This window comes from Agrobacterium sp. CG160-95, from assembly GCF_053521725.1.
In genome coordinates this window covers 907554-934308 of the sequence record NZ_JBNWDU010000002.1, presented here as the reverse complement: position 1 = coordinate 934308, position 26755 = coordinate 907554, and the positions used below count along the sequence as shown (strand labels likewise).

The 26755-nt window shown below is 58.0% G+C and carries 24 protein-coding genes; 6 read left to right on the top strand and 18 right to left on the bottom strand.

What is annotated here, in order from left to right:
* Window positions 1-8 precede the first annotated feature (8 nt).
* The 15 genes from ACQZ63_RS10905 to ACQZ63_RS10835 all read right to left on the bottom strand — a co-directional run bounded on the left by ACQZ63_RS10905 (window position 9) and on the right by ACQZ63_RS10835 (window position 16319).
* Complete coding sequence (locus ACQZ63_RS10905) at window positions 9-887, bottom strand: ABC transporter permease (RefSeq protein ID WP_003517681.1); 879 nt, start codon at window positions 885-887, stop codon at window positions 9-11.
* A complete protein-coding gene (locus ACQZ63_RS10900) occupies window positions 884-1957 on the bottom strand; it encodes an ABC transporter ATP-binding protein (protein ID WP_013761322.1) in 1074 nt (357 codons plus the stop codon). Before ACQZ63_RS10900 ends, ACQZ63_RS10905 begins: the two co-directional genes overlap by 4 nt.
* A gap of 301 nt (window positions 1958-2258) precedes the next feature.
* Entirely contained in the window at window positions 2259-3299 is a 1041-nt protein-coding gene (locus ACQZ63_RS10895) for an ABC transporter substrate-binding protein (protein WP_003517684.1), read from the bottom strand.
* Between the two features lie 62 nt (window positions 3300-3361).
* On the bottom strand, window positions 3362-4027 hold the full coding sequence (locus ACQZ63_RS10890; RefSeq protein WP_038493653.1) for an RraA family protein: 666 nt from the start codon (window positions 4025-4027) through the stop codon (window positions 3362-3364).
* A gap of 15 nt (window positions 4028-4042) precedes the next feature.
* Window positions 4043-4825, bottom strand: coding sequence for a carbon-nitrogen hydrolase family protein (locus ACQZ63_RS10885; RefSeq protein WP_003517686.1), 783 nt, complete (start codon window positions 4823-4825; stop codon window positions 4043-4045).
* Window positions 4826-4972: 147 nt separating this feature from the next.
* Window positions 4973-5881, bottom strand: coding sequence for a LysR family transcriptional regulator (locus ACQZ63_RS10880; RefSeq protein WP_003517687.1), 909 nt, complete (start codon window positions 5879-5881; stop codon window positions 4973-4975).
* Window positions 5882-6299: 418 nt separating this feature from the next.
* Window positions 6300-6641: a cupin domain-containing protein gene (locus tag ACQZ63_RS10875; protein WP_236761863.1), complete on the bottom strand. Its 342-nt coding sequence runs from the start codon at window positions 6639-6641 to the stop codon at window positions 6300-6302.
* A 59-nt stretch (window positions 6642-6700) separates the two neighbouring features.
* The gene (locus tag ACQZ63_RS10870; protein ID WP_112681968.1) at window positions 6701-8026 is read right to left on the bottom strand and encodes an NAD(P)/FAD-dependent oxidoreductase; all 1326 of its coding nucleotides are present in this window, start codon (window positions 8024-8026) and stop codon (window positions 6701-6703) included.
* 12 nt (window positions 8027-8038) lie between these two features.
* Window positions 8039-8929 carry an ABC transporter permease gene (locus ACQZ63_RS10865; RefSeq protein WP_003517690.1) on the bottom strand — a complete coding sequence of 297 codons (891 nt, stop codon included), beginning with the start codon at window positions 8927-8929 and terminating at the stop codon, window positions 8039-8041.
* Window positions 8930-8971: 42 nt separating this feature from the next.
* A complete protein-coding gene (locus ACQZ63_RS10860) occupies window positions 8972-9922 on the bottom strand; it encodes an ABC transporter permease (protein WP_013761327.1) in 951 nt (316 codons plus the stop codon).
* Window positions 9923-10047: 125 nt separating this feature from the next.
* Entirely contained in the window at window positions 10048-11709 is a 1662-nt protein-coding gene (locus tag ACQZ63_RS10855; RefSeq protein WP_003517694.1) for a peptide ABC transporter substrate-binding protein, read from the bottom strand.
* A gap of 140 nt (window positions 11710-11849) precedes the next feature.
* Window positions 11850-13181 carry an NAD(P)/FAD-dependent oxidoreductase gene (locus ACQZ63_RS10850; RefSeq protein ID WP_035199278.1) on the bottom strand — a complete coding sequence of 444 codons (1332 nt, stop codon included), beginning with the start codon at window positions 13179-13181 and terminating at the stop codon, window positions 11850-11852.
* A gap of 1 nt (window position 13182) precedes the next feature.
* Window positions 13183-13893, bottom strand: coding sequence for an SDR family NAD(P)-dependent oxidoreductase (locus ACQZ63_RS10845; protein WP_162632375.1), 711 nt, complete (start codon window positions 13891-13893; stop codon window positions 13183-13185).
* A complete protein-coding gene (locus ACQZ63_RS10840) occupies window positions 13893-14378 on the bottom strand; it encodes a MarR family winged helix-turn-helix transcriptional regulator (RefSeq protein ID WP_026330963.1) in 486 nt (161 codons plus the stop codon). Before ACQZ63_RS10840 ends, ACQZ63_RS10845 begins: the two co-directional genes overlap by 1 nt.
* Before the next feature lie 294 nt (window positions 14379-14672).
* Entirely contained in the window at window positions 14673-16319 is a 1647-nt protein-coding gene (locus ACQZ63_RS10835) for an ABC transporter ATP-binding protein (RefSeq protein ID WP_038493662.1), read from the bottom strand.
* 330 nt (window positions 16320-16649) lie between these two features.
* Here ACQZ63_RS10835 and ACQZ63_RS10830 point away from each other — a divergent pair, with 330 nt between their 5' ends.
* Entirely contained in the window at window positions 16650-18677 is a 2028-nt protein-coding gene (locus tag ACQZ63_RS10830) for a hypothetical protein (protein WP_113556242.1), read from the top strand.
* 81 nt (window positions 18678-18758) lie between these two features.
* On the opposite strand, the gene ACQZ63_RS10825 is transcribed toward ACQZ63_RS10830, so the two are convergent.
* Window positions 18759-19217 (bottom strand): Lrp/AsnC family transcriptional regulator, encoded by a 459-nt coding sequence (locus ACQZ63_RS10825; protein WP_013761333.1) that lies wholly within the window; start codon window positions 19215-19217, stop codon window positions 18759-18761.
* A 126-nt stretch (window positions 19218-19343) separates the two neighbouring features.
* Here ACQZ63_RS10825 and ACQZ63_RS10820 point away from each other — a divergent pair, with 126 nt between their 5' ends.
* Entirely contained in the window at window positions 19344-20627 is a 1284-nt protein-coding gene (locus ACQZ63_RS10820) for a cystathionine gamma-synthase family protein (protein WP_025596012.1), read from the top strand.
* A 253-nt stretch (window positions 20628-20880) separates the two neighbouring features.
* Window positions 20881-21816, top strand: coding sequence for an MYG1 family protein (locus ACQZ63_RS10815; protein WP_025596011.1), 936 nt, complete (start codon window positions 20881-20883; stop codon window positions 21814-21816).
* 151 nt (window positions 21817-21967) lie between these two features.
* Here ACQZ63_RS10815 and ACQZ63_RS10810 read toward each other — a convergent pair whose 3' ends face one another.
* Window positions 21968-23482: an MFS transporter gene (locus ACQZ63_RS10810; protein ID WP_448799135.1), complete on the bottom strand. Its 1515-nt coding sequence runs from the start codon at window positions 23480-23482 to the stop codon at window positions 21968-21970.
* 133 nt (window positions 23483-23615) lie between these two features.
* Here ACQZ63_RS10810 and ACQZ63_RS10805 point away from each other — a divergent pair, with 133 nt between their 5' ends.
* Window positions 23616-24506 carry a LysR family transcriptional regulator gene (locus tag ACQZ63_RS10805; protein WP_111810063.1) on the top strand — a complete coding sequence of 297 codons (891 nt, stop codon included), beginning with the start codon at window positions 23616-23618 and terminating at the stop codon, window positions 24504-24506.
* Window positions 24507-24757: 251 nt separating this feature from the next.
* Window positions 24758-25552, top strand: coding sequence for an SDR family oxidoreductase (locus ACQZ63_RS10800; protein WP_113556244.1), 795 nt, complete (start codon window positions 24758-24760; stop codon window positions 25550-25552).
* Between the two features lie 268 nt (window positions 25553-25820).
* Here the strand turns inward: ACQZ63_RS10800 and ACQZ63_RS10795 are convergent, their stop codons facing one another.
* Window positions 25821-26147 (bottom strand): GCG_CRPN prefix-to-repeats domain-containing protein, encoded by a 327-nt coding sequence (locus tag ACQZ63_RS10795; protein WP_013761339.1) that lies wholly within the window; start codon window positions 26145-26147, stop codon window positions 25821-25823.
* Window positions 26148-26445: 298 nt separating this feature from the next.
* Here ACQZ63_RS10795 and ACQZ63_RS10790 point away from each other — a divergent pair, with 298 nt between their 5' ends.
* Window positions 26446-26664: a hypothetical protein gene (locus ACQZ63_RS10790; protein ID WP_448799134.1), complete on the top strand. Its 219-nt coding sequence runs from the start codon at window positions 26446-26448 to the stop codon at window positions 26662-26664.
* Window positions 26665-26755 lie beyond the last annotated feature (91 nt).

Below are 26755 nucleotides of genomic sequence, written 5' to 3'. Positions count from 1 at the left end.
GATCTCCTTTACAGAATGGCCCGCAGAAGCCGGGAATAGAGCACCAGGGCGGCACCGAAAATCACGAGGATGATCATCGAAAGCGTAGCGGCGAGTGGCCAGTTGAGCGTCACGATGGCCTGATCATAGATTTCCGTTGCCAGAAGGAAGACGCGGCCACCGCCGAGCAGCTTGGGAGTGATGAACGAACTGACGGCCAGCACGAAGGAGAGCAGGCAACCCAGGGCCACGCCGGGCATGGTGAGCGGCACGATGATCCGCCAGAACACTTTCCAGGGCGATGCGCCGAGCGTTTCCGCAGCTTCCTCGACGCGAGGATCAAGCCTGCCGAAGCCAGCGAGGAGCGCCAGGATCATATAGGGCATCAGGATTTCGGTAAGCCCGATGACGACGCCGATCTTGTTGAACAGCAGACGCACCCCGCCTTGCGCGCCCAGTGCGAAGAGGATGTTGTTGATGAGGCCGTCATCCGCCAGGATTGCGATCCAGCCATAAGTGCGCACCACCGCCGAGGTGAGCAGCGGCGAAATGACCAGCACCAGCAAAAGCGTTTTCCAGCGACCCTGCGCCCGGTGAAGGTAGAGGGCGATGGGATAGGAGGCGAGCAGCGTGAGAACGGTGATCATAAGGCTGGTCAGGATGCTCTGACCAATCAGCTCGATATAAAAACCGTCGGTCAGTGTCGACGACCAGTTGTCGAGCGTATGGGCTTCCCCGAGACCGCCGCCGCCGAGGCTTTCGCGGAAGGAAAGCAGCAGCAGGTTGAAGACGGGCAACACGAAGGCCAGACCGTTGACCGCAATGATGGGTCCAAGAAGAAGGGTTGCGAGAAACACGATGGAAGAGGTACGGCCACCGGGAGCCGTGATCATGACCGCCGCCGTCATCGGTTTGCTCCGAAGACCAGAGTATCCTCCACGCGCCAGACGAGACTGACCGCGCTGCCTGCTGCGACCGGCGTTTCACCGCCGGACGTCGCGCGCTCCACGGACAGGGTCTGCCCGCCAGCGGCGATTTCGTAGTGGAGGATGTCGCCGGCATAATAGACATCGCGGACTTCGCCGGCGATGCGATTGACGGGCGCTCCGTCGAAATCGGGGACGGCGTCGCCAGCGACGGTCATGGCCATGCGATGCGGCCGTACCATCAGGTCGATCTCACCGCTGTGCGCGCCGGGCGCTCGCAGCACCGCATCGCCGACCGTGATGCGGTCACCGGCGGCGTTGCCGACCAGCCTGTTGGTGCGACCGACGAAAGAGGCGACGAATGCAGTGGCCGGGCGCTCATAGAGATCGTGCGGCGTGCCAAGCTGTTCCAGGTGCCCGCCATTGAGCACAGCGACCTTGTCGCACATGCTGAGCGCCTCAACCTGATCATGCGTGACGAAGATGGAAGTGATGCCAAGCTGTTTCTGGATACGGCGAATCTCGGCGCGCATCTCGTCGCGCAGCTTTGCGTCGAGATTGGAAAGAGGTTCGTCAAACAAGAGAATGGACGGCTGGATGACGAGGGCGCGCGCCAGTGCGACGCGCTGCTGCTGGCCTCCGGAAAGCTGGGCAGGGCGACGGTCCTCGCGCCCTTCCAGACGCACCATGGCAATGGCCTCACGGGCACGGCGTTCCGCCTCGGCAGCAGGCACTTTGCGCATTTCAAGACCGAACATGACATTCTTGAGGACCGTCATGTGGGGGAAGAGCGCGTAGCTCTGGAAAACGAGGCCAATGTCACGCTTATAAGGCGCAAGTTTCGTCACGTCCTTGCCGTCGATCAGGATAGACCCCGAGGAGACAGGAGAGAGGCCTGCAATCATGCGCAGCGACGTCGACTTGCCGCAGCCGGAAGGACCGAGGAAGGCAACCAGTTCGCCCTTGGGAATCTCGAGATTGAGATTATCCACGGCGACGATTGTCTCGTAGCGCTTGGTCAGTGAACGAATCGAGAGGAATCCTGGCTGCATGGTATCTGAAGTTCCCATTCTGGCTTCTTGCCTTTCTCCAGGACATCTCCGACCCACAGGGAATCGGAAATGCCTTGGCCCTTGATCTACGCAAGCGCGGCGAAAATTCGCTGCGCCGTTTCGCGGTGCCTCCCCTGGTGCACGCCTTGTGGGCCGCTCGGAATGCATGTCCGCGTCGGCTCCAACCTCTTCCGCCCTAGCGCCGACAGAGGAGATGAACCGAGGGTTTTGGTATGCTGCTTCCGCGACTGCCATGGGAGCCGCGGAAGTCCTTTCTTTTTTTGCGCTCTGCGCAGAAGTCTCAACGGCTGAGGGGAATGACCTTGCGGCGCCAGTCCTGCGTAATCTGGTCACGGACCTTCGAGAGGCCAATCCAATCCACCGGGATGACCTTGTCCATCGCCTTGACGACCGTGCGCTCACTCACATCGGCAGAGACAGAGGACTTGGAATTGGTCGGCGCATAATACATGGCGGCTGTAAAGGCAGCCTGGGCTTCCGGGCTCAGCGCATAATCAACGAACTTGCGCGCAGCCTCGGACGACGGACCACCCTTGACGAGGTTGAGCGTGTTGATCTGGAGGATCGTGCCTTCCTTCGGAAGAACCACCTTCATCTTGCCTTTGGAGCCGTCAGCATTCACCTGGCTACGGGCGTTCCAGCCCACGCCCAGCGAAACCTGGCCGTTGACAACGTTCGGATAGACTTCCGGCTTCGGCTCCCAGGTCTGCACATTCGGAGCAACTTCAGCCATCGCATTGATGCCGGCATCGATGTTCTTGATGAAATCAGTGCCGCCATTCATATGGTCCATGATGATGGTGGTACCGATACCGACGATATCGGGGGCGCTCAGCATGGCGACTTTGCCCTTGAGGGCGCTATCCTTCAGAGCGTTCCAGCTGTCGGGAGCCGTCTTGATGGCATCGGTATTGTAGATGAGCACGAGATTGTCGAACGTTACGCCAACCCCGGCCACGCCTTCGAAGCGGGCATTAGGATAGAGGTCGGCGACATTCTTGGTTACGCTTTCGTCGATCTTGTCAAACAGACCTTCGTCCGTACCTGTTTTGGCGACGGAGACATCCATCAGAGCGATATCGGACTGCGGCGCAGCCTTCTGGGCGCGCAGCGAGCCGAGCATTGCAGCAGAGCCCTGCTGCGGGAAATATTCGATCTTGATATCAGGGTTAGCCGCCATGAAAGGTTCGATGACGGCCTTGGTGTAACGCTCCTGGAAAAGGCCGCTATAGCCGAGGAACGTCACGGTCTGCTGGGCGTGCGCCGGAAGAGCGGCCGCGCCGAGCATGAGAATCCCACTCAGAAGTATTGTTTTCTTCATTGTCCTGTTCTCCTCTATTGTTATTTGGAGTGGCGGACTGATCCGCCACCCATAAGACGATGTCAGGCGCTCAGCTTGGCCTGAACGAGCTTGTTGGCGCCAGAAATGTCCGGCAATTTCTCACCGTTGCGCAGACGCTCCAGAAGCACGAGTTCGGCTTCCTGCATGCCGATGGCGCGTTCAGCCATGGCTCTAGCCTGGCTTGGATGAAGAGCGACAACACCGCTTTCATCGCACAGGATCGCATCGCCCGGATTGATCACCTGGCCGCCGACGCTGATCGGAACGTTGATCGCGCCTTCGAGGCCGAGGATCTTGGTGGTGATGGGCGAAGGACCACGGCACCACATCGGCATGTCGACCTTGGCGAACTCCGAGAAGTCGGTCGCCGGGCCATCAACGACACCGGCCTTAACGCCGGCCATCTTCATGGTGTTGGTGATGACACCGCCCCAGCAGGCGTGACGGGTATCGCCGCAACGGTCGATGAGGACGATATCCCCGGGACGCACGAACTGCGACAGATAGTGGAGCATGGTCGAATCCGCATTGGGGATGCGCAGCGTGACGGCAGTGCCTGCCACACGTTTGCCCGGAAGGACGGCGCGGATTTCAGGATCGACGAAGCCGGAGTGAAGCACGTGACCGATCGTTGCGACTTCGACCTTCTCAAGAAGCTCGATGATGTCGGCACCGATCTGTTCGGGCATGGGGTTGGCGATAAACATTGAGTCTTTCTCCGATCAGAGAACGTGGTGGTTCGCCACCGGTACGTTGGCGCGCACCTTGGCCGAATAGTCGAAGTCAAGGACGGCACCGGCCGTTCCAACGCTGTCGGAGCATTGGGCGACGATGTGGCCCCACGGATCGATGACCATGGAATGCCCCCAGCATGCCTTCTTGCCACCCGCATGGGTGCCGATCTGGCCGACGGCCAGAAAGTAGGTCTGGGTTTCGACGGCACGGGCGCGCGCCAGAACTTCCCAATGGTCCTTGCCTGTCATCAGGGTGAAGGCCGCTGGCAGAACGATGACGTCTGCACCCTTGTCCCGCAGGGCGCGAAACAGTTCAGGGAAGCGAATATCGTAGCAGATGCCACAACCGACCGTCTTGTCGCCAACCTTGTAGGTCACCACTTCTTCGCCACGGGCAACGGAGTCGGATTCGCGGTAGCTGATGCCGTTCGGCGTATCGACGTCGAACAGGTGCATCTTGCGGTAACGCGCGATCTGTTTGCCATCCGGCCCGAAAACGAGCGTCGAATTGTAAAAGCGATTGCCTTCCTTCTCGACGATGGAGCCGGCATGCAGCGTGATCGCGTGCTTCTTGGCCAGCCCCGAGAGCAGCGTGTAAATCTCGCCGTCAGGGAATTCCTCCCCGCTCTCATGCATCTCCTGGGGATTATCTCCAAGAAATGCGAAGTATTCCGGAAGAACAACAAGGTCAGGATTATCCGCCTTGACTGCCTTCTCAATAAGATCGGCAGCAACCTTAAGGTTTTCTGCCTTGTCATTCTGGGTATTCATTTGAACAAGTGAGACTTTCACGTTGCTCTCCTCTCATGTTGCGATGAGAATTAAGAACGGGAACTGTTTTCATTACAAACGGAAAAACTCTATCGAAACCCATAAGGTAAGCTTATAGATTAATCATTTTGCGCTGCAGCGCAAAATTTAGGCGGCAGCCGTCATCCATTGCGTGGTGGTTTCACTGACGATTTCCGTCGCCATATCGGCAATGGCCCGGGCAATCGCGTTGTCGCCACGCTCCTGATAAACGGTGTGAAATGTGAGGGGCGGTACTGACGGACTAATGTCGAGAATACGCGCCTCACCGGATTTGATGATGCCGTCCACCAGCACACGCGGCAAAGCGCCAACCCCAACGGCCGCGGCCACAAGGCGGGTCATGATCGACAGCGAATTGGAATTATAGATGCGGCTGTCGGACAACCCGTGAGAATCGAGCAACGCGCGCAACGCCTGATGTGGCTGGGAGCCTGTCGAGAAGGTAAGTAACGGAAAATGCGCGATATCTTCGAGTGTAACGCCCGTTTCCGGCAGCGGCAATTCAACCGCGCCAACCCAACAGGACTCGAACGTACAGAGCGGTGAATTGTAGATATTTGCAGCCATGATCGGCCCCATGATGAAACCGACATCCACCTCACCGTTTTGAATGCGCTGGGATAGTTTCAGGCTGGTGTCGATGGTCAGATCCAAGCTGACGCCGGGGTAACGTTCGTTCATGCGGCGAATGAGCAGCGGTAACCAGGCATAGACGATCGTGTCGGCAGCACCGATGCGCACGGTGCCTCTCAGCGCCTCCCGGCTACTCACGATCTGTCGGAACTCACCGGTCAGATTGACGATCTTTTCGGCATGCTGCAGTGCCAGACGACCAGCAGGTGTCAAGTTGACGCAGCGCACATCGCGCGTGAAAAGCACGACGCCAAGCTCCCTTTCGAGGGCGGCAATTCGGTTGGACACCGACGCCTGGGTGGTATTCAACCGTTCCGCGGCCGCCGAAAAGCTGTTCAGTCGTGCAGCCCAGAGGAAAGTTTCGAGAAATCGCGTATTCATGAGGTAAAATCTTCCCGCATGGCTCCGCGAGCCGGCACTAACGTCGCTGGCTCGTCTTGCCCTTGGCCCTTTGTGGTTCGTGTGTAAGTATGTCCGATGCACGCCCCCATAAGCAAGGGATCAACGCCCTGGCCCTGGCACCGCTTTTCCGCACCGGCTGGCGCTGGGAAAAGGGATGACGGTCACAAGGATGTTTCAAACGAGTGGCCTGTTTTGCACCAGCTGCTTCCCAAACCATTGAACGCAAACAGGGCTCTGCGTCTCCTCGGAGCCCTGTTTCTTTAGATCTTTGATTGTCGGGCCATCAGCGTTGCACCGGATTGCTGTAACGAAAGACAGATCGGCGAGACCTAAATCCTCGTGCCGCGAATACAGGACACAGCCCGCCTTAAGTCTGCAGGCACCCCTCCCCCAAACCTCACGGCTTCGGGATGACAGTTGCGAGCTTGCGGAACGGCGACAGGATTTCGAGGCGGCTTGGCACGCCCTTGGCGATGCTGATAATCGATCCGGGACCGATCTTCACAGGTTCGGCTTCGGCCTGCGAATACATTGCCTCACCCTCAACGACGACAAAAGTTTCCTCGAGGTCACGACCCGGATAGTTGTAGATGCCGGGCTCGGCCTTCCAGACTGCGACGATCGTGCCATTTTCGACCTGGTCCTGCCATATCTGGCGACGATACGAACCGCCTTCACGGCCTTCGGCGGGCATGGCCGGAACAAGATCCACGTCATCGGAAATGTTGAAAATCGGCATGGTCACGGGAATTCTCCTTGCTTTGTCAATGTTGGCACGGACCTTGGGGCCGCGCCGGTTCAGGCATGGGGCGGCAGTTCCGCCCCAGCTAGTTTCGTGGATATGTTGTCGCGCAGCCGGTAGTAACGCAGCGCCATTGCGGGTGCGAAACCCATAAAGAAGGGAGCTGCCTTCAGTGGTTCCAGCTTCAGGGCAAGCTCGTTCTCCGGCTTACCAAGCGCCCATTCCGAAAGAATGGAACCGAGCATCGAGCCGGTTGGCACACCACGGCCCGAAAGACCGGTCAAAGCCACAACGCCCGGCGCGAGACCATAAAACCGCGGTACGGTGCGATATTGCATATCGAGTTCGCCGAACCAGAAATACTCCCAGCGGATCTCTTCCCGGAGCTTTGGATGCAGCCATTTGAGCCGTTCGCTCATGACCTGTCTCGTATAGGCCCTGTCGCGGCCGCGGCGTCCCATGGGAAACATCGATGCGACGATCCGGCCTTCGGCATTGTATTTGTAGACGTAGATATCGCCGCGACCATCATGAATGGTCGTGTTCTGCGGCAGGACGGTCCGGCGTGTCTCTTCGGACAAAATTTGCGTAGCGGCAACGAACACGCGTTGAATCTTGAAGGTTCGATCCAGCTTGGGCCAACCACCCACCGTATAGGCGCCAGTGGTAAAGATCACTTTCGACGCGACCACTTCTCCGCGATCGGTCTTGACCTTCCAGCCTCCGGTTATGTCGCGTTCGCAACCCGTCACCGCCGAGCCGGTAAATATCTTTCCGCGCTCCTGGATGACAGCACGGCCGAGACCGCGGGCGTAACCGAGCGGATTGAGGTGACCTGCCTCTTCGTGCAGCCAGCCGCCGTCGAAACGCGGACTGCCGGTGACCGCTTCCACCTCGTCACGGTCGAGCAGCCGGGTTTTCGCGCCCACAGCATTATAGGTCTCGACCTTGCGCCTGATCTCATCCATGGCGCCCTTATGCGGTGCGCCCATCACATAACCGTTCTGTACCCATTCGCAGTCGATCTGATAGTCGCGGATCATGCTCGAGACGCGGTCATTCGCCCGCGTCTGCCGTTCGATCAGCCGTTCCGCCCAGGGCTCACCCAGCATCCTGCGCAGCTCGGGCAGGCTATAATGGGTAAAGGTCGGGGTGCAATGTCCGGCATTACGGCCCGAACCGCCGAAGCCGATTTCCTGCCGCTCCAGAAGCACGACATTGATGCCGGTTTTCGCCAGCTCCAATGCGGTCGTCAGACCGGTATAACCCGCGCCGACGATGCAGACATCGGCCTGCACGCGACCCGAAAGAGGCTCCGTATGCGGTGCTGAAGCTGCGGTCGCATACCACAGTGTCACGTCAAAGGGTGAGAACGAAACCATCTACCGAAACCTTCAGTTCAGGTCGCTGCGCGCATCGAGCGCATCACGAAGCCCATCACCGATGAAATTGAAGCTGGTGACGGCAAGCGTGATGGCGACGCCCGGCACGATGGCGAGCCAGGGCGCCTTGTCGAGATATTGCTGGGCTCCGTTCAGCATATTGCCCCAGCTCGGCAGCGGCGGCTGAATGCCATAACCGAGAAAGCTGATATAGGCTTCCAGAAGGATGGCACGCGCGACCGTCAGGGTCGCGGCAACGATGATGGGGCCGACAGCATTCGGCAGCAGTTCCCGGAACATGATCCAGCCATTGGGCAGGCCCAGCATACGGGCTGCCATGACGAAGTCGCGTTCGCGCAGAGACCGCACTTCCGCTTCAACCAGACGGGCAATTTCCATCCAGCTTGTGACGGCAATGATAACCGTGATCATGAACGGGCTCGGCTTGACGAAAGCAGCCAGAGCGAGAAGCAGGAAAATACTCGGGAAAGACAGAAAGGCATCGACGAAACGCATCAGTATCGCGCCGATGCGCCCGCCATAATAACCGGCAACGACACCGATGATGGTGCCGATCAGTGTCGACAGCACCATGGCGAAAAACCCGACCAGCAGTGAAATGCGGCCGGCATTGAAAAGGCGCGCGGCTATGTCGCGTCCGAGCGGATCGGTGCCAAAAATATGGTAACCGGTCATCGGCGGGGCAAAACGGGCGCGCAGATCGATGAACAATTCGTCGTAAGGCAAGAGATAGGGCCCAACCACGCAGGCGAAAATCATGACGGTGATCATGATGAGGCCGAGCACAGCAAGCTTGTGGCGGGCGAAACGGCGCAGCGTGCGGTTCTGCCACCAGTGAAACCGCGGTGCGGCCTGCGAGGGATGGAGGGTTGCAGCGGACATGGTCTTTCCTTCGATTGAGTGCGGCGTTTCGTCGATCCGGCTCTATCCGAGCCGGATGCGGGGATCGACGAGAGCAACCATGAGGTCAGCGAGCAGACTTCCGATGAGCACGAGGATTGCGGAAAACATCAGAAGCCCCATCACGACGGGGTAGTCGTGATAACCAAGGCTATCGAGGAACAGGCGGCCCATGCCGGGCCAGGTAAAGACCGTCTCCGTTACGAGGGCGCCGCCGAGAATCGTCGGAAGCTGCAGACCGGCAAGGGTGATCATTGGCAGAAGTGCGTTGCCGACGACGTGTTTCATCAGAACCCGGCGCGGGGTCAGCCCCTTGGCGCGGGCGGTACGGACGAAATCCTGATTGATGACATCAAGCGTCGCAGTCCGCATGTAGCGGCTCCAGACGGCGATGTTGACGAGGGCAAGTACCAGACTCGGCATGATCAGGTGAATTGCATAGTCATAAAAAGACTGATCGCCGATCGTATACATGTTGCCCGCCGGCAGCCATTTTAGCCTGAGCGCGAAAACATAGATGGCCACCAGCCCGAACCAGAAGGTGGGAATTGAAAGCGCGACCATGGCCCCGACCGTGGCGGTGTAATCGAACAGCGTGTAACGTTTGGTCGCCCCCTTGATACCGATCCAGGTGCCGACAAGGATGGATACGACGGTTGATGAGACCATCAACAGCAGGGTCGCAAACAAATGGCCGGAGATGATATCGAGAACCGGACGTTGGTCGCGATAGGATTTCCCCCAATCGCCTTGCAGCAGGCGCCAGGCCCATTCGAGATATTGCACCGGCAAGGGTCGATCGAGACCCATCTGGTGGGCGATGCGATCAAGCGCCTCCCGCGTCATGCCGGGCGTCAGGGCAAATTGCGACAATGGCCCGCCAGGCGCGAGGTTGAGGATGGCAAAACCGATGATCGAGACAAGCAGCAGAAGTACGAGGCTCTGCCATATCCGATGGAGAAGAAAGGTCAGCATGATGAGACTCCAGGTCGCATCGTGGAACTGGCTAGCAACCATCCACGAATAGCCGTCAGAGTGCCGGCTGCTTCAAAGCCGGCACTTCACATGGATCGGGCATAAAGCCCTGTCTGCGGCAGGCTTTACGCCAGACGCCAGGTCGCAACGTTCCAGGTATCGATACGGTTATTGACGTTTGGCTTCACGTTTTCGACGCCCTGCTTGTGACCACGCACCGTTGCGTACTGGAACAGCGGCAACAGCGGCAGCTCCTTGCGCATGATCTCCTGAATCTTCAGGTAGACGGCCTTGCGTTCCTCCGGCACGAAGAGACTGCCGCCCTTGGCCAGAAGATCATCGACGTCCTTGTTGACGAACTGCCAGGTATTCTGGCCCGAGCCGCCTTTTGCAGCACTCGACGTCGAGCGGAAGAAGTCGGAGGTATCGGGATCCGGGCCGGTCAGGAAGTCGAGCCCGACGATAACCGAATCGAACTTCGACAGCATCCAGTAGTCACCCCACATGACAGCTGGCGGCAGGTTCGAAATGGTCATCTCCACGCCGATATCCTTGAAGGATTGCTGCATGTATTGCTGAACCTGTTCGCGGATGTGATTGCCCGCTGTCGTGGAGCAGGTGAAGGCGAGCTTCACGCCATCCTTGGCGCGAATGCCGTCCGCCCCGGGCGCCCAGCCCGCATCGTCGAGCAGCTTTTTAGCTTTCTCGATGGAATATTCATGCTTGGGAAGATCTGGATTGTAATAGAAAGACTGCTGCGGAACGTAGCTTTCGGTGGGTGTGGGCAAACCGTAATAAAGTGCCTCGATGATCGATTGTTTGTCGATCGCCGCATAAAGCGCCTCTCTTACCGCCGGCTCCTTGAACTGTGGACGTTCCATGTTGAACGAGAGGGATTCAATCGTCGAGCCCGGCACGACGTTGACCACCTTGCCGGCGAGATCCTTGGCCTCGTCATAATGGTCGGGTGTGATCCATTGCAGGCCCACCACGTCTATGTCGCCGGTCTTGAACTGGGTGTACATCACATTCAGGTCGGGTACGTATTTGTAGACCAGACGCTCTATATGCGGGCCATCACCAAAATACTCGGTATTGGCGTCGAGCAGAATGTAGTCACCCGCAACCCGCTCCTTCCATTTGAATGCGCCCGTTCCGACCGGCGCGTTGTTATAGGCGGCGGTATTGCGGTCAGCTTCCGCACCTAGGAGGTGCTTCGGCGTAATAAATGTGGAAGCAAGGATCGAGGGATAGGGCGCGAATGGTTTTTCCATCTTCCAGGTGATTTCCGTTGGCGAAACCACGGTCAAATCCCGTACGAATTCGTGCCCGGTCTTGCGCCATGAACGGAAGTTGGGATCGACCAGAAGTTCAAGCGTGAACTTCACGTCTTCAGCGGTGAACGGCTTGCCGTCGTGCCATTTGACGTCGTCACGCAGCTTGACCTTCCAGTTGAGACCATCGGCGGAAATGCCGCCGTTTTCGACCGTCGGCACTTCGGCGGCGAGAGCTGCCACGAAGGCACCTTTCTCGTCGACATAAAACAGCGGGTCGAAGATGCTGAAATGGATGCCTTCGTCTACCTCAATATGTGGCATATGTGGATTGAACACGGTAGGCTCCTGCGAGAAGCCGACCGTGAGCTGGCCTTTGGCGGCCTTGTCCTGCGCCATGGCGCGGGAAAAACCCGGAAGACCGGAAAGGACGACGCCGGATGCGCCGAGCGCCAAAAGGCCGAGTGCCTGGCGGCGGGTGGTATTGATAAGCGGCTTGTTCTGGTCGGACATTTTTTAGTTCCCCTTGATCCGATGGTTGAACACGACGATTATTTTTGCTTCCGCCTCTTTGGGCGGTACTACTCCCATCAGCAGTTGCCTGCCTCATGCGTCAAAAGGATCGGCGGCACCTGACCGCCGGGCTTCTCATTTCAAAAGCCGCTGACCAGTTCGATCTTCGAACCGTCGCTGAAGCGGCTGAAACGGAAATCGCGACGATCGACAATCGGATTGCGGCCTGTGACGATATCAGCCATGAGTTTTCCAGCCGCCGGGCCGATGCCGAAGCCATGGCCGGAAAAGCCGGTTGCAACATGAAAGCCCGGAATGGCGTCGATATTGTCGATGACCGGAATAGCGTCAGGCGTCACATCGATCATGCCCGCCCAGCGCTGCGAAATTTCGGCCTTTTCGAAGACCGGGAAGGCCTTCTTCAGCTTGGCAAAGGCGCCGTCCGTCATGTCCATGGCCGGAACGGGATCGAGCACGCGGTTATATTCGAAGGGTGAAGCCTCATCGAGCGCCCAGCGGCGCGGAATGCGCCATTCATCGTAAAAGCGGCCAGTCAGGCGCAGGTCGAGCGAGCGCCACTCATGCCGCAGAGCCGGCAGGAATTTCAGTGCATAACGGAAAGATGCGGGCACGATGTCGACGATGTTCTGGAAGCCGTTAGCGATCGTATATCCGCCGTCGAGACGCTTGCGGATCGCAAAACCGTTCGACCAGATTGCCTCTTCCGGGCCGCCTTCCAGCGGCTTTGTGCGCAGCACGGAATTCATGACCTTGAGCTGCGGCAGATCGAGACCGTTGTTGCCGAGAAACAGGCTGGACCACGCGCCACCCGCCATGACCGCCGCCTTGCAGGCAATTTCACCGCGCTCTGTCACGACACCCGACACCTTGCCGCCGGAAAGCTGCAGACCACGCACGGCGCATTCTGTCAGGATGAAGGCGCCGCGGTCGCGGGCAGCTTCGGCGATGGCCGGGGCGGCGCGCTGCGGCTCGGCCCGGCAATCACCGGCGGTATAGAGGGCACCGGCGACATCCATGTTGGAATGAGGATATTTCGCCTTGAATTCCTTTGCACTCAGCATGCGGCTTTCAATCTGGTAGCCTTCCAGATTGCGGTTCCAGCGTTCGTGCTCGGAAAATTCCTTTTCGTTTGCGCATGTAAAGACGATGCCGGAACGCTTGAAACCAGTCTCTCGCCCTGTACGACGATTGAGATCCGCCCAGATGCGCAGCGATTCTGCCATCAATGGCACCTCGCGTGGGTCACGGCGGGAAATGCGCACCCAGCCCCAGTTGCGGCTCGACTGCTCGTGGCCGATACCGCCCTTTTCGCAAAGCGCAACACGCAGCCCCTGATCGACGAGTTCAAGCGCGGTGGAGGTGCCGATAATGCCGCCGCCAATGACGACGACATCGACTTCTTTCGGCAATTCCGCATCGCCATGGACGGGAACGACATAAGGACCGGGCATGTCAGAAAAACTCCTCAAGCTGGCAATTGATGGCGAATTCAGCGACGGAAGCCTCATTCGGTAAGGACAGCAGCATGGCAATGATGCGGGCAAGATCGGCGGGCTGGGTCATTTGATCCGCCGGCCGTTCGGATAAGGCGGTCGCCATATCGGTCGCAACGAAACCGGGGCATACGGCTGTCGCGCGCACGCCGCTTTCGAAGCCCGCCTGTCGGATGGCATGCGCAAGCGCGACCGCCGCGAATTTGGAGAGAGAATAGCTACCGGCAGATGCGGACTTCACCCGCTTGCCGGAGAGGGAAGCGAGGATGATGACCCGGCCACGACCGCTCTCGCTCAACGCCTCCCAGGCGGCTTTAACCAGCCTTCTCGGTGCCTTGACGTTGACCGCAAGCATGGCGTCGATGTCTTCGTCGTCTGCTTCGATCACTGTCTTCGGTATCATGATGCCGGCATTGGCCACGACAGCATCGATACGACCGAAATGCTGAAGCGCATCATCGGTCCAGCGCTTCTCCGCACTCGCATCATTTGCGTCATAATGGGCAAGATGGACCTGTCCCTCGTGACCCACAGCCCATTGCGGCAGCGACGGGCTGCGCATACCAAGCGATACCGACCAGCCTTCGCCAAGAAGAGTAGCAGCGATATGGTCGCCTATACCCCGGCTTGCACCGGATATGAGAGCAACGCGTTTTGTCGTTCGTTCCATCATGCTAGCCCCACAATATGGCGGTAGGCGCGACGCAAAATGTCGATAACCTGCTTCTGCTCGTCTTCCGGGATGAAGCTGAAGAAATCGCGCGATTGCTGCGGAACGATCTCCCGGATTTTCGTTGCAAGCGCCGCTCCGGCTTCGGTGATGTAAAGCTCCTGGGCGCGGCTGTCCTCCTGCGACACTTCCCGGCGTATCAGATCGTGCGACACCATCTGGTCGATGATCCTGCCCATTGCAGACCGGTCCCGCATCGTCAGATGAGCTATCACTGAAGGACGGATACCGGGGTAGTCATCGACGAGCAGCAGGGTCGTGATCTTTCCAGTTCCCTTCGCCACATCCAGCCCGTCCAGCCGGGCATCGAGATCGCGCGATACGGCAAGGTTGATCGTGCGGATGTAAAAGCTCAGCGTGTCTTCAAGCACGTCGAGATTGATATCAGTTGGCGATGTCGGCGGGTTTTCAGTTGGTTTGGACATGGAGTTTCCGTTCGAATGGTCAAAGATCGACATTGGCGCACACGCTTTCCCGGCGTGCCGCAGTGCAGGTTTTCGGCCATGTCGTATGTCAGTTTCGTGACTGAATGAAAGGATAATTAGTAGACAAACGCAACTACTTTTTATTCCTGAAATCATATTTTTATTATTTAAATCAGACCTTTAAAAGGAAAACCTCTCGCGCCGCCTGATCCATGATAATCCGGCGGTGCAATCAGTCTTCGATGTCGCGCGATGCAAAGTCTGACGAGGTGTCCGGCTCGTCAGACTTCGATGTTATGTGCCGACGGCAGTTGCCGCAGGTTCCCAATCCGCACCGGGGATCGCAGCAACGAGTTTCCGGGTATAGGGATGGGCCGGCGACCGGAAGATTTTTGTCGGCGGCCCCTGTTCGACAACCGTTCCCTTGTGCATGACAAGCACATCGTCGCAAATCTGGCTTGCGACTCTCAAGTCATGGGTGATGAAGATCATCGCCACCTTCATTTCAGCCTGCACCCGCGCCAGAAGCTCCAGAACCTGCGCCTGTATGGAAACGTCGAGAGCAGACACGGCTTCGTCGGCCACAAGGACGACCGGATCAAACATCAGTGCACGGGCAATGCCGATGCGCTGGCGTTGGCCGCCGGAGAATTCGTGCGGGTAACGGTCATAGGCCTGTTCATCCAGCCCCACGAGCTTCAGAATTCCGAGAGCCTTTATTCTCGCCTCATGCACAGCCATTCCGTGGGCAACGGGGCCGACCGTCAAGATCCTGCCGATCGTATGGCGGGGATTAAGCGACGCGAAAGGATCCTGAAAAATCATCTGGATATAGGGTCGCAACGATCGAAACGTCGTTTCGTCCATCGCTGCTATGTCACGGCCATCGAAGCATATTGAACCGCCATCCGCCTCCAGCAATTTCAGCAGGACACGCCCGAGCGAGGACTTGCCCGACCCGCTTTCGCCAACGATACCAAGGGTCTGGCCCTTGTGAAGCTTGAAGCTGACACCATTGACCGCCTTGACGATACGGGCCTTGCGGAAAAACGAGCCGGAGCTGCGATACTCCTTCTCAAGATTTTCCACCTTGAGAACGACGGGGGCTTCTTCGCTGACTGAACGCTCAGTGCTTCGCATCCGCGGAACCGCAGCGACAAGTCGCTGGGTATAGGGGTGAACGGGATTGACCAGAACCTGGTCCGCCCTTCCCTGCTCCACAAGATATCCCTTCTCCATCACCACGACGCGATCGGCAATTTCGGCAACGACGCCGAAATCATGGGTGATGAACATGACGCTCATGTTCTTGCGCTTCTGTATCTTGCGGATGAGCTCAAGGATCTGCGCCTGGGTGGTAACGTCGAGAGCGGTTGTTGGCTCATCGGCAATCAGGACATCCGGATCGAGTGCCAGTGCCATGGCGATCATGACCCGCTGGCGTTGTCCGCCAGACAGACGGAATGGATATTGCAGCCGCATCAGAGGCGGGTCGGGAAGACCGACTTCTTCAAGTAGATCCAGAACCTTGGTCTTGCGGGTTTCAGGCGTTCCATAGCCATGCGCTTCAAGCACTTCGGCAATCTGATCCCCGATTGTCATCAACGGATTGAGCGCGGAGAGCGGATCCTGGAAAATGATTGAGACCGCCTGACCACGCAGCGGCCGGATTTTATCTTCCCTGGCCGCAAGTATGTCCATTCCCTTGAAATGGATTTCGCCGGAGCTGACTTTTATCACGGGCGACAACAGCCCCATGATCGTGCTGGCAGTGACGGATTTGCCGGACCCGGATTCACCGATAATGCACAGGATTTCACCTGCGTGGAGGTCGAAAGAGATATTCTTGACCGCGTGGGTGCGCTCCATTCCCGGCGGAAGATCCACCGTGAGATTGCGAACGGACAGCACCACGTCGGCTGACGTGGTTGGATGCGACATAAGTTCCCCTTGTTTTTTTGTAACTTTGTTCGCTTTGGCCGACGCTTCATACGTCGGAAACAATATGGTGGACTATGTCTACTATATTGTCCAGTGAGTGGCGGTAGCTGAGACGGTCGAACCGGCACCGCGTTGGCGCTGTCCAGCATTCTTGACATTTATGATCTGCAAAATGCCAGGCTGTCCCGTTTGATGTTGGTCAGGAGCGGACCCGGCGTTTTGCGTTTTGGGACAAGTTCTCCAACTGTCCCGCTAGCGCCCACTTGCGGAGCAACTTTCGCGTGCTTAAAAGGCGTGCAGTTTCAAATCGCGTCGGAGAGGACCAATTTCGTGGAACAGGTAAATACCCAAACCGGCAAGGGCCGGACCAAAGCTTTATGGGCGGCGGTTGCGATTATTGCTGTTGCTGCTGCAGGCGTCATCGGGGGTAAGGCCTTCTACGAAGCAAAGGTCAGCGAACTCGTTGCCCGCACTGGCGCAACTGCCCGTTCCGTTGAGGTTGATTTCCTCGGGCAGATTCATATTCGCGAACTGGCCTTGCCACTTGCCGATGGCAAGAACATCCGGATTGCAGCTATCGATGGACGTCCAAAATTTCCTTTCCTGGATGGCGCACTGGAGCTGAACGACATCAATGTTGACGTGCCAACCGGCAAGATCTCGATGGCGCATGCGCGTGTCGAGAATGCCGCGTTCATAAAACCGGATGCGGCTGAAGTATCCGGAGACGGAAATGCCAACTCTCTGCCTAAGCGCATAGAGCGCTTTGCAGCAGAGCGTATTTCCACGCCTGAGATGACATTCACGCAGTCCATCGCCACCACCGAGCAGAAGACTGTTTATAAGAACGTAGCCTTCTCGGACATCGCCAAAGGCCGGATCGCCCGATATTCCATCGACAATGCCAGCTACGACATTCAGATGGATCTACCGGACAGCACTGGCGCGATGAAAAAGAAGCACTTGGTCGTATCGACCGGCGCCATAGCCGGGCAGGACTTCGATGCCGCTTACCTCGCAAGGCTCTACACGGAAAAAGCGGGTCCCGAAGATAAGGACGCAAAGCTTCTCTATGGCCCGCTCTCCGTCAGCAAAATCTCGTTCTCAGACGGAGACGGTCATTTCACTTACGATGAAATACGCAGCGACGGCTTCAGCGCCCGCATGCCGGCCGAGCCGCTTCTGGAAACGATGAACGCGCTTTCGGCGACCAAAAATACCGACGAGCTTTCACCTCAGGAACGCCAGGCAATTTTCGCCAAGGCCCTGTCCATTCTCGATATGATTGGCAAGAGCAACATGCAGTTGCTCGGGTTCAAGGCCGACGCGCCTGATGAAAGCGAAGGGGCTGCTGGCAAAAGGGTCAAGGTCGGCATTGATCGTATCGATATGCAGATGGACAGCCGTAAGCTCGACTTCGGCCTGAGTGGCATGTCGATCGGAAATGGCGTCGACACGATCGAAGTCGCCGAGGCAAGCCTCAAGGGCTTTGACTGGAGTTCCACAATCGAGAGTCTCTCCAAAATCGTCGGGCTTGACGACAAGCAGATCGAGACTTTCCCGTTTAATCACCTGATACCGGAACTGGGCACCGTCCGCGTCGGAGGCATCAACGTTGATGTCGCCGCCCCGGAACAGACAGACGACGAGACTGGTGAAAAGACGGAGGGCGTGCCTGAGCGCATCAAGTTCACGCTCAGGAATTTCGAGATGGGTCTGACAAAGCCCTTCAACGGCATACCCACGGATATCGTGATCAGGCAGGATGACCTTTCTCTTCCGATCCCGGAAGATTCGACCGAGGAAGTTTTTGTCGAAGCCCGCAAACTGGGTTTCGAGGCACTCGCCCTGTCTTATGCCCTTGCCGCCGGCTGGGATGAACCGAACAAGAACCTGGTGATCCGGGAAATCTCCATGCGCGGCAAGGATATTGGCAGCGTCAATTTTTCCGGTCTGGCGAGCGGGTTCACCGAGGAGTTCTTCTCCTTCGATACCAATCGTACTCAGGCCGCCCTCCTGGGGCTCGCGGGCCGCGAGGTAAAGCTGACGATCAAGGACGAAGGTATGATGGCCAAGGCTATCAAGCTTTACGCTCTGCAAAACGACATGACCGAGGATCAAGTGCGCGGTGTTCTGACACTCGTGGCAAGCGCGGGGTTGCAGCAGATCGCAGCTGAACAGCCCAAACTCAAGAGTGCGGTGGACGCGTTGCTTCGCTTCATCAACAACCCAGGTACTCTTACGGTTACCGCCCGCTCCACTGGACCAAATGGCCTTGGTCTTTTTGATCTGGTTGCAGCGTCTGAAAACCCGATGCTTCTTCTCGACAAGGTCGATATCCAGGCGACGGCCGAGTAAGTCGTCCGATCGCACCCCCAAACGGTTCAAGCTCCGGTTCTCGGAGCTTGAACGCACCGGGCGCGGAGCTTCTAGCAAAGCTTAGATGCGCCGCGCCTTGATCGTGTTCATGACAAAGCTGGTCTCGATGGTGTCGACGCATTTCAGCTTCGCGATCTTCTCTTTGATGAAGCGCTCGTAGTCCTCGAGCCCACCGCACATGACCTTGAGCATGTAGTCCCTCGAACCCGTGACGAGGTGACATTCCAGAACCTCGTCCCAGTCCAGAACGGCCGCCTCGAACATCTGGATTTCGTCATCGTGCTGGCGACTGAGGCGGATGGATGCAAGCGCGGTCATCGTCCATCCCTCGATTGCCGGATCGACGATCGCGGAATAACCTTTGATCACCCCCGTCTCTTCCAGCCGTCGCAGCCTCCGCAGACATGCAGATGCCGACAAGCCGACTCGCTCGGCAAGTTCGTTGTTGGTGATCCTTGCGTCGGCAGACAGCTCCTTTACGATCCGCCGGTCGATTGGATCTGCAATTTTTTGCGACATAAAGCACAATTCTCCGCAATATATTGCTTCATCAGACATATCCACGCTTCAGAATGCAAGGTATTTTGGCTTGATTGGATGTAAGCTGCGGACAGTTCAACGTCTGTTGAGGAGGACCTTCCGCAAATGACCGCACCGCATCCGTCTAAAACCCATATCGGCAACCACGCTCTCCATCCTGAAACCCAGATGCTCAATTACGGCTACGATCCGGAATTGTCGGAAGGAGCGGTGAAGCCGCCTGTGTTTCTGACCTCAACCTTCGTCTTCAAGTCGGCGGAAGACGGTCGCGACTTCTTCGACTATGTCTCCGGCCGCAAGGAGCCGCCCGCAGGCAGAGGTGCAGGCCTCGTCTATTCGCGTTTCAACCATCCCAATAGCGAGATCGTCGAGGACCGCCTTGCCGTTTACGAACGCACCGAGAGTTGTGCGCTCTTCTCGTCCGGCATGTCCGCCATTTCGACGACGCTTTTCGCCTTCGTCCGGCCTGGCGACACCGTACTCCATTCCCAGCCTTTGTACGGCGGCACTGAGACGCTGCTGGCAAAGACCTTCCACAATTTCGGCGTTTCGGCGGTGGGTTTCGCCGATGGTGTCAGCGAGGCCTCGGTGATATCCGCCGCAGAGGCTGCGATGGCGAAAGGCAGGGTGTCCGTCATCCTCATCGAGACCCCCGCCAACCCGACAAACAGTATTGTCGATATCCCCATGATCAGCCGCGTTGCAGACGTGATCGGCCAGAAGCAGGGGCACAGGCCAATCATCGCGTGCGACAACACACTCCTCGGTCCGGTGTTCCAGCGGCCTATCGAGCACGGTGCCGATATCTCGCTCTATTCACTGACAAAATACGTTGGCGGGCACTCCGACCTCATTGCCGGAGCAGCGCTCGGTCGCAAGGATGTCATGAAGCAGGTGAAGGCATTACGCGGAGCGATCGGCACCCAGCTCGACCCGCATTCGTGCTGGATGCTCGGGCGCTCGCTTGAGACGCTACAAATCCGCATGGAGCGGGCAAACAGTAATGCCAAGGTGGTGGCCGAGTTCCTGAAGGCGCATCCCAAGGTCGAGAAAATCCATTATCTGCCGTTTCACGATCCGGCGTCCCCGGTTGGCAAGGTGTTTGCAGATCAATGCACCGGTGCGGGATCGACCTTCTCGTTTGACATTGCGGGCGGGCAGGCAGCGTCTTTCAAATTCCTCAACGCTCTCACGATATTCAAACTCGCGGTCAGCCTTGGCGGTACGGAATCTCTCGCCTCCCATCCTGCAACGATGACGCATTCGGGTGTTCCGGCCGATATCCGCCAGCGCATTGGTGTGCTTGATTCCACGATCCGGCTGTCAATCGGCATCGAACATCCCGACGATCTGGTCGCCGACCTGACCCTCTCTCTGGATGCCGCCTGACGAAGAGGCAAATGCCGCTCCTCCCCGACTGCAATACGTATGGGTTTTCCAGTACATACGAAACACGGAAACAAACGTAGTGCAAGAAGGCGATAAGGGGAGCGGCGTTACCTTCCGCTTCGAGTGGAGCCAGTCCCACACCGGCAATATGATACAGAAGCGGCGAATGACGGGTTGAGATGGCGTCGGGCAAAGGGTATCAGGTGCCTCAATTCCAGGCGGACCTCCCGCAAGCAACAAGGCTTATCCTGACATGATCCCGGATTTTCTCGTCACCCATTCCGGTGGCTTCCATGCCGACGAACTGCTGTCCAGCGTCATCCTGACCCGACTTTTCCCGCAGGCCCGCATCGTCCGCAGCCGGGCGCCGGAATGGATCACCCCCGGCGTGGACCGCATCATCTACGATGTCGGCGGCGCCTATGACGCGACAAGCAGGATATTCGATCACCATCAGCGCGGCGCGCCGCTGAGGGATGACGGTCAGCCATATAGTTCATTCGGACTGATCTGGAAGCATTTCGGCCGGGACTATCTTGCCGCCTTCGGCATCCCCTATGAACATGTCGAAACCGTCCATACCTCTTTCGATGGTAGCTTTGTGCTGCCGGTCGATCTGGTCGACAATGGTGCGGTCAGCCCCTCCGTCGCCGGGCCGCTGGTTGCGCTGACGCTACCTGTCCTGCTGGAAACTCTGAAACCTGTTTTTGACGAGACCGACCCCGAAGCCGATGATCGCAGTTTCCACGCGGCGCTCGTCATTGCCCGCAGCTTCGTCGAGGCGAAAATAGCCAAAAGCGCTGCGAAACTGCGCGCCGAGGCGCTTGTAATGCAGGCTATCGTCGATGCCGGTGAAGGTCATATTCTGGAATTGCCGATGGGCATGCCGTTTCGGCCCGCCATTGTGAAGGCGGGCGCAGACAATCTGCTGTTTGTCGTTCACCCGCGTGACAAGGACTGGTGTCTGACCGGTATCCGTCGCGCAGATGAAGGCTTTGAACTGCGGGCAGACCTGCCTGCGGCATGGGCGGGCCTTACAAATGGCGATCTGGAAGCCGTTTGTGGCATTGAAGGCGCGAGTTTCTGCCACAATGGCCGGTTTATTGCCGCCGCCAAAACCCGCGATGCCGCCCTCGCCATGGCAGAGCTGGCTGTGAAAGAGGCGATCTTGCCTGCTCCCGTAGTCTAGTTCATTGAACAACGGCACATGAGTAGGAGATCGCCCGGAAGGCGGGCCGGCGGAGCATATCAAAGGATATGCCCGCAAATGTTCTTCGGCCGCATCACTGGACTCTCTAACTCCATGCCCAACCGGGAACACCGTGTTCGTTCCCGATAATCTACGGAGCCGTCACCTTGTCGGCGACCGCAGCACTATTGGGCAGCAGGAAAAGGACTGCGATGGCGCATAGCGTCGTCACCGCGGCAAGCCACCAGCAAAGTGTCGAAAACGCAGTCTGATAGGCATCCCGCAACAGGTCGTCCCCGATGTGGGACGATATTGCCGCTGCACCCGCCAAGTCGCCCACTGCCAGACGCTGACCTGTCTGATTCAAGAGGGGCGTAGACAAAGGCGCCAGCCGTCCGAGGGATGCCGAGGTCAATGCCGACAGGGCGGCGCTGACGACTGCAAGCGCGATGCCCTCACCGGCGACCCGCACGGTACTGAATATGCCGGTCGCCATTCCCGCACGCTCCACCGGCACGACGCCAACGGACAAGCCATCCATCAGGCCCCATGGCAGGCCGGCGCCCACCCCGATGACGAGCATGGGCAGAACGATCATGGCTCCATCCTCTGCGGTGAAGCCGGCAAGCCAGACGAGGCCAGAGGCGGCGATCAGCAGGCCGATGCCGCAGAGCATGCCCGGGGAAACATGACGCGCCAACATCGTCGCGACTATAGGCACCACCAGCATCGGAGCCGACAGTCCCAACATGATGAACCCCGCCCCGATTGCTCCTTGTTGCTCGATACCGATGAGGCGCAACGGAATGATAACAAGAAGAACAACGAAACAGGCGCAGGTGGCGATTGGCAATAGCTGCACCCCCACGAACCGCGGATAACGGAACAGCGATAAGTCCAGCATCGGTCGCGCCGCCCGCATTTCGATCAAGACGAACGCTGCAAGCGAAAACGCAAATCCTGTGCTGAAAGCGATGAGACCGTTAGACCCGAGAACAGGCAGTTCGATCATCGCAACGGTGAAGAGGGTGAGTGTGAGGGTAAAGCTTGCAGCGCCCAGCCAGTCGAGTTCCGCCGCATTGGGATCCCTCGTTTCACGCATCCGTGGCGGGCCGAGGATCAGGGCAAGGAGGCCGATCAGGCCGCCGGCAAGGAATATTGCCCGCCATCCGACCGTTTCGATCATCAATCCCGTCAGCAGCGGACCAGATGCAAGACCGACGCCGAAGGTCGTTCCAAGCAACCCAAAGGCACGCGTCCTAGCGTGGCCGTCGAATTCCTGCGCAAGTGCGGCCGTACCTCCGGCCAGGGCCGCGGCGGCGCCCACGCCTTGACCGGCACGTAGCAGATCGATGATCCACACCGAAGGCGCAAATCCAAGCGCAAAGGAGAAGCCGGTAAACAGCGCAAGGCCGATCAAGAACACCCGCCTTCTGCCATATCGATCTGCCAGCGCGCCTGCCGCCATCAGAAGACTTCCGAAAGCCAGCATGAAGGCATTGGTGATCCAGGTGAGGGATGCAGGCGATCCCTCGAGGTCCTGCCCGATAGCCGGTGTGGCAACCGCACCGGCGGAGAAGTTCAAAGGAAGGGTCAAGGCGGCAAGACACACCGCCACCAATACCGAATTCCGGCTGGCTGAGGATCTATGAGGGGCGTCGTTCATGCGAACTCCAATCGTGAAATGGCATCGCGACACCAAGGTCGCGTATCGGCATCCATCCTCATCAGACGACATGAATTCGACAATCGGCCTCACGGGCCTTTCATTGCGGATTAAAATTCTCTAATCAGTGACAATGGATAAGTTGAGCGAGATCGATGCCTTCGTCCGGGTTGCCGAAAGGCTGAATTTTGCCAAGGCCGGGCAGAGCCTGGGGCTGTCACCTTCTGCTGTCGGAAAAAGCGTTGCCCGACTGGAGGCATCTCTGGGCGTACGGCTGTTCAATCGCACCACCCGGCAGGTCTCCCTGACCAATGAAGGGGCAATGCTGTTTGAGCGGTATCGGTCCATCCTGACCGATCTGCGCGACGCACATGAAGCAGTCACGGACAATCTGGCCCTGCCCCGCGGCAGTCTGCGCGTGACGCTTCCGACAATCGGATACCGCTTTCTGCTGCCGATCGTGCCTGAATTTCGCCGGCGTTATCCCGATATCGATCTCGAACTCGACTTTAACGACAGGCGCGTCGATCTGATCGAGGGCGGCTTTGATGCTGCAATCCGCAGTGGCGAGCTTGATGATTCCAGCCTGATAGCGCGGCGTCTTGGTCCATTCCGCTTCATTTTATGCGCGTCGCCGGACTATTTTCAACGAATGGGCACGCCCCGGCACCCCAACCAATTGCCAGAGCATGAAGCATTGCGCTTCCGCTTTCCGACCTCCGGCAGGTTTCAGGAATGGCTGCTGGAAAACGGCGACAACCCCCTGTCGAGCATGCGTATCGCCCTCACCTGCGGTAATATGGAGGCGATAAGGGCGGCGGCGATTGACGGGATGGGGCTCGCTTACATGCCTGAATTCCTGGCGACGGACGCCATCAGGGATGGCCTGCTCGAGACGGTCTTGAACGAACATCTCGCCGCACCAGGCCAGTTTTCAATTGTCTGGCCATCAGCCCGCTTCATGGCGCCGCGGCTGCGCGCCTTCATCGATTTTGCGATCGAAAAGCTCTTTGTCGAAACCTGACTGGAGCATCTGCGCATGACAGATGCTGGAGGGCTTATGCGCGCCGGTGGAGTTCGTCCATTGAAGCCATCGGCGGACTAATACGGCGCATTTCTTGACCAATAAGACAGTGGTGGGTAAATAAAGGATGCTGATGGGGAGTTTATGACCATGGACAAAGATCGCCGATAATCCGGACTTACGTCGATGACAGCGCAGTCTTTTTAAAACGACGCGTTGGCTAGCTCAGCATTTGCATCAAAGGAACATTCATGCCCAGACTTTCTGGAAAGACCGCACTCGTGACCGGCGCGGCGCGCGGAATTGGTGCGGCTATCGCCCAAGCGTTTGCTGACGAGGGGGCACAGGTCATCGTTACCGATATAGACGTGGATGGCGGCTTGTTGACCGCAGGCTCAATCGGCGGGAGGTTTGTCCGTCTCGACGTCGCATGCGAGGCAGACTGGGCGAAAATTGCCAGTCAATTTCCCAAGATGGACGTCGTCGTCAACAATGCGGGAATAACAGGCTTTGAAGGACCATTCGAAGGGGCCCCGCCAGCCCATGATCCAGAAAATGCCCAACTTGCTGATTGGCACAAGGTCCATGCGGTCAACCTGGATGGCACCTTTCTGGGCTGCCGTTATGCAATCCGCGCCATGCGAGCAAATGGTGCGGGGTCGATTATCAACATTTCCTCGCGCTCAGGGCTTGTCGGAATTCCAATGGCAGCGGCCTATGCCTCATCCAAGGCCGCCATCCGCAACCACACCAAGAGCGTGGCCCTTTATTGCGCCGGTCAGGGCCTGAACATCCGGTGCAATTCAATTCACCCTGCGGCTGTGATGACACCGATGTGGGAGCCGATGTTGGGAAATGGCCCGGATCGCAAAGATCGTAAAGCCGCGCTGGTCAAAGAAACGCCCATGCAACGCTTTGGCAGGGCCGAGGAGGTAGCCGCACTCGCAGTCCTGCTCGCATCTGACGAGGCAACTTATATGACTGGGGCCGAACTGAACATCGATGGCGGCATTCTTGCAGGATCAGCCGCAGCACCGGGAAACTAGAATAACGGGCTATGGAATGACCGCACCTTCTTGGTCCATTGCCCCCATTATGACGGAAGATAGTAAAGGTCGAACTTCCACCGACCAGTTCTGTGGCACTCCCGGCAAACGAGTCAAAACCGTGGATCATTTGGGAAGAGTTCGGCCCAAATGACTGATGACGGCAATTGGCGCAAACCGATCAATCTATGCGTTGAAGATCGTCGCTAAAAACTCAAGACGCACCCAGACGAAAAGGCCCTCCCGGTTCGGAGAGGGCCCGTTTTCATTACCATCGATAGTCGCGACGGTCTCGCCATTCGCGATGTTCGCGCCAATCTCTGCGCTCGCGCCATTCTCTGCGGGCCTGACGTTCACGCCACTCCCTGCGGGCTTCCCAGCGATCACGTCTGTCCCAGCCGCGCTCATATCTCGGCGGTCCATTGGGCCGGCAATATCCGCGCGGCGATAGATGAAAGCCGCGTCCGCAAGCATAGTCCACACTTTGCACGTTGGATGCCAGGGGTGCGGCCGGTTGACCGACAGGCATCGCGTTCGCGCCACTGCCGAACAGGGCACCGAGAATTATTCCAGCGCTTAAAATCATCTTACGCATTTCATCTCCCTCCTTCCGGGATGGAGGGATTTAGCGCCCTTGCCGGTGAACTGTGGCTGAATGAATCTTGATGTTTTCGTGGCAAAAACTCCACAATTGTGGCAGATGCCGGCTTCGCGTTTCGATCACTGCGAAAGGGTTAAGCGGCGTCAAAGCGGCGCGGCTCACTGCCCCGCCCCAGTCAATGCAGACCTGTTATTCTTTTATGTGCCAGTGGGTTGAAGGGGCGCGGTGTATCCCCTCCGGTTGCAGTCCCGCGGTTTTCGTCATAGTCCTCAAGCGAATGAGGAGACGGTGATTGAACCCCAATCTGGACACAAAGCCCGAACCAAAGCCAAAGAGCAAACGCCTCATCTGTCCTTGGGTGCTGTTGGCCGTTCTAACGCTTGCAGCCGTTCTTGCGCTTGCGGGCATCTATATTTACAGGGAGCTGACATCGACGGCCGAGGATCTGGCTCGAACCTGGCGCGACCTCGTGCAATTGTTCTGGCTGATAATGCCGGACCGTCAGCCCTAATCTTGGGTAACAGAAAGGCGCTAGTGGCAAAGCCTCAGCGCAGCATGGAATCCCAAAAAAATTGAAGAGTTTGCGGCGGCGGTGTATCGGA

What these genes read in the sequence shown, in the direction of transcription:
- ACQZ63_RS10800 (WP_113556244.1), top strand. Translation starts at nt 24,758, where the DNA reads ATGCCCAGACTTTCTGGAAAGACCGCACTCGTGACCGGCGCGGCGCGC.
- ACQZ63_RS10865 (WP_003517690.1), bottom strand. Translation starts at nt 8,929, where the DNA reads ATGTCCGCTGCAACCCTCCATCCCTCGCAGGCCGCACCGCGGTTTCAC.
- ACQZ63_RS10895 (WP_003517684.1), bottom strand. Translation starts at nt 3,299, where the DNA reads ATGAAGAAAACAATACTTCTGAGTGGGATTCTCATGCTCGGCGCGGCC.
- ACQZ63_RS10815 (WP_025596011.1), top strand. Translation starts at nt 20,881, where the DNA reads ATGATCCCGGATTTTCTCGTCACCCATTCCGGTGGCTTCCATGCCGAC.
- ACQZ63_RS10850 (WP_035199278.1), bottom strand. Translation starts at nt 13,181, where the DNA reads ATGCCCGGTCCTTATGTCGTTCCCGTCCATGGCGATGCGGAATTGCCG.
- ACQZ63_RS10880 (WP_003517687.1), bottom strand. Translation starts at nt 5,881, where the DNA reads ATGAATACGCGATTTCTCGAAACTTTCCTCTGGGCTGCACGACTGAAC.
- ACQZ63_RS10905 (WP_003517681.1), bottom strand. Translation starts at nt 887, where the DNA reads ATGACGGCGGCGGTCATGATCACGGCTCCCGGTGGCCGTACCTCTTCC.
- ACQZ63_RS10875 (WP_236761863.1), bottom strand. Translation starts at nt 6,641, where the DNA reads ATGCCGATTTTCAACATTTCCGATGACGTGGATCTTGTTCCGGCCATG.
- ACQZ63_RS10840 (WP_026330963.1), bottom strand. Translation starts at nt 14,378, where the DNA reads ATGTCCAAACCAACTGAAAACCCGCCGACATCGCCAACTGATATCAAT.
- ACQZ63_RS10900 (WP_013761322.1), bottom strand. Translation starts at nt 1,957, where the DNA reads ATGCAGCCAGGATTCCTCTCGATTCGTTCACTGACCAAGCGCTACGAG.
- ACQZ63_RS10870 (WP_112681968.1), bottom strand. Translation starts at nt 8,026, where the DNA reads ATGGTTTCGTTCTCACCCTTTGACGTGACACTGTGGTATGCGACCGCA.
- ACQZ63_RS10885 (WP_003517686.1), bottom strand. Translation starts at nt 4,825, where the DNA reads ATGAATACCCAGAATGACAAGGCAGAAAACCTTAAGGTTGCTGCCGAT.
- ACQZ63_RS10835 (WP_038493662.1), bottom strand. Translation starts at nt 16,319, where the DNA reads ATGTCGCATCCAACCACGTCAGCCGACGTGGTGCTGTCCGTTCGCAAT.
- ACQZ63_RS10845 (WP_162632375.1), bottom strand. Translation starts at nt 13,893, where the DNA reads ATGGAACGAACGACAAAACGCGTTGCTCTCATATCCGGTGCAAGCCGG.
- ACQZ63_RS10855 (WP_003517694.1), bottom strand. Translation starts at nt 11,709, where the DNA reads ATGTCCGACCAGAACAAGCCGCTTATCAATACCACCCGCCGCCAGGCA.
- ACQZ63_RS10825 (WP_013761333.1), bottom strand. Translation starts at nt 19,217, where the DNA reads ATGTCGCAAAAAATTGCAGATCCAATCGACCGGCGGATCGTAAAGGAG.
- ACQZ63_RS10860 (WP_013761327.1), bottom strand. Translation starts at nt 9,922, where the DNA reads ATGCTGACCTTTCTTCTCCATCGGATATGGCAGAGCCTCGTACTTCTG.
- ACQZ63_RS10795 (WP_013761339.1), bottom strand. Translation starts at nt 26,147, where the DNA reads ATGCGTAAGATGATTTTAAGCGCTGGAATAATTCTCGGTGCCCTGTTC.
- ACQZ63_RS10890 (WP_038493653.1), bottom strand. Translation starts at nt 4,027, where the DNA reads ATGTTTATCGCCAACCCCATGCCCGAACAGATCGGTGCCGACATCATC.
- ACQZ63_RS10805 (WP_111810063.1), top strand. Translation starts at nt 23,616, where the DNA reads ATGGATAAGTTGAGCGAGATCGATGCCTTCGTCCGGGTTGCCGAAAGG.
- ACQZ63_RS10810 (WP_448799135.1), bottom strand. Translation starts at nt 23,482, where the DNA reads ATGAACGACGCCCCTCATAGATCCTCAGCCAGCCGGAATTCGGTATTG.
- ACQZ63_RS10820 (WP_025596012.1), top strand. Translation starts at nt 19,344, where the DNA reads ATGACCGCACCGCATCCGTCTAAAACCCATATCGGCAACCACGCTCTC.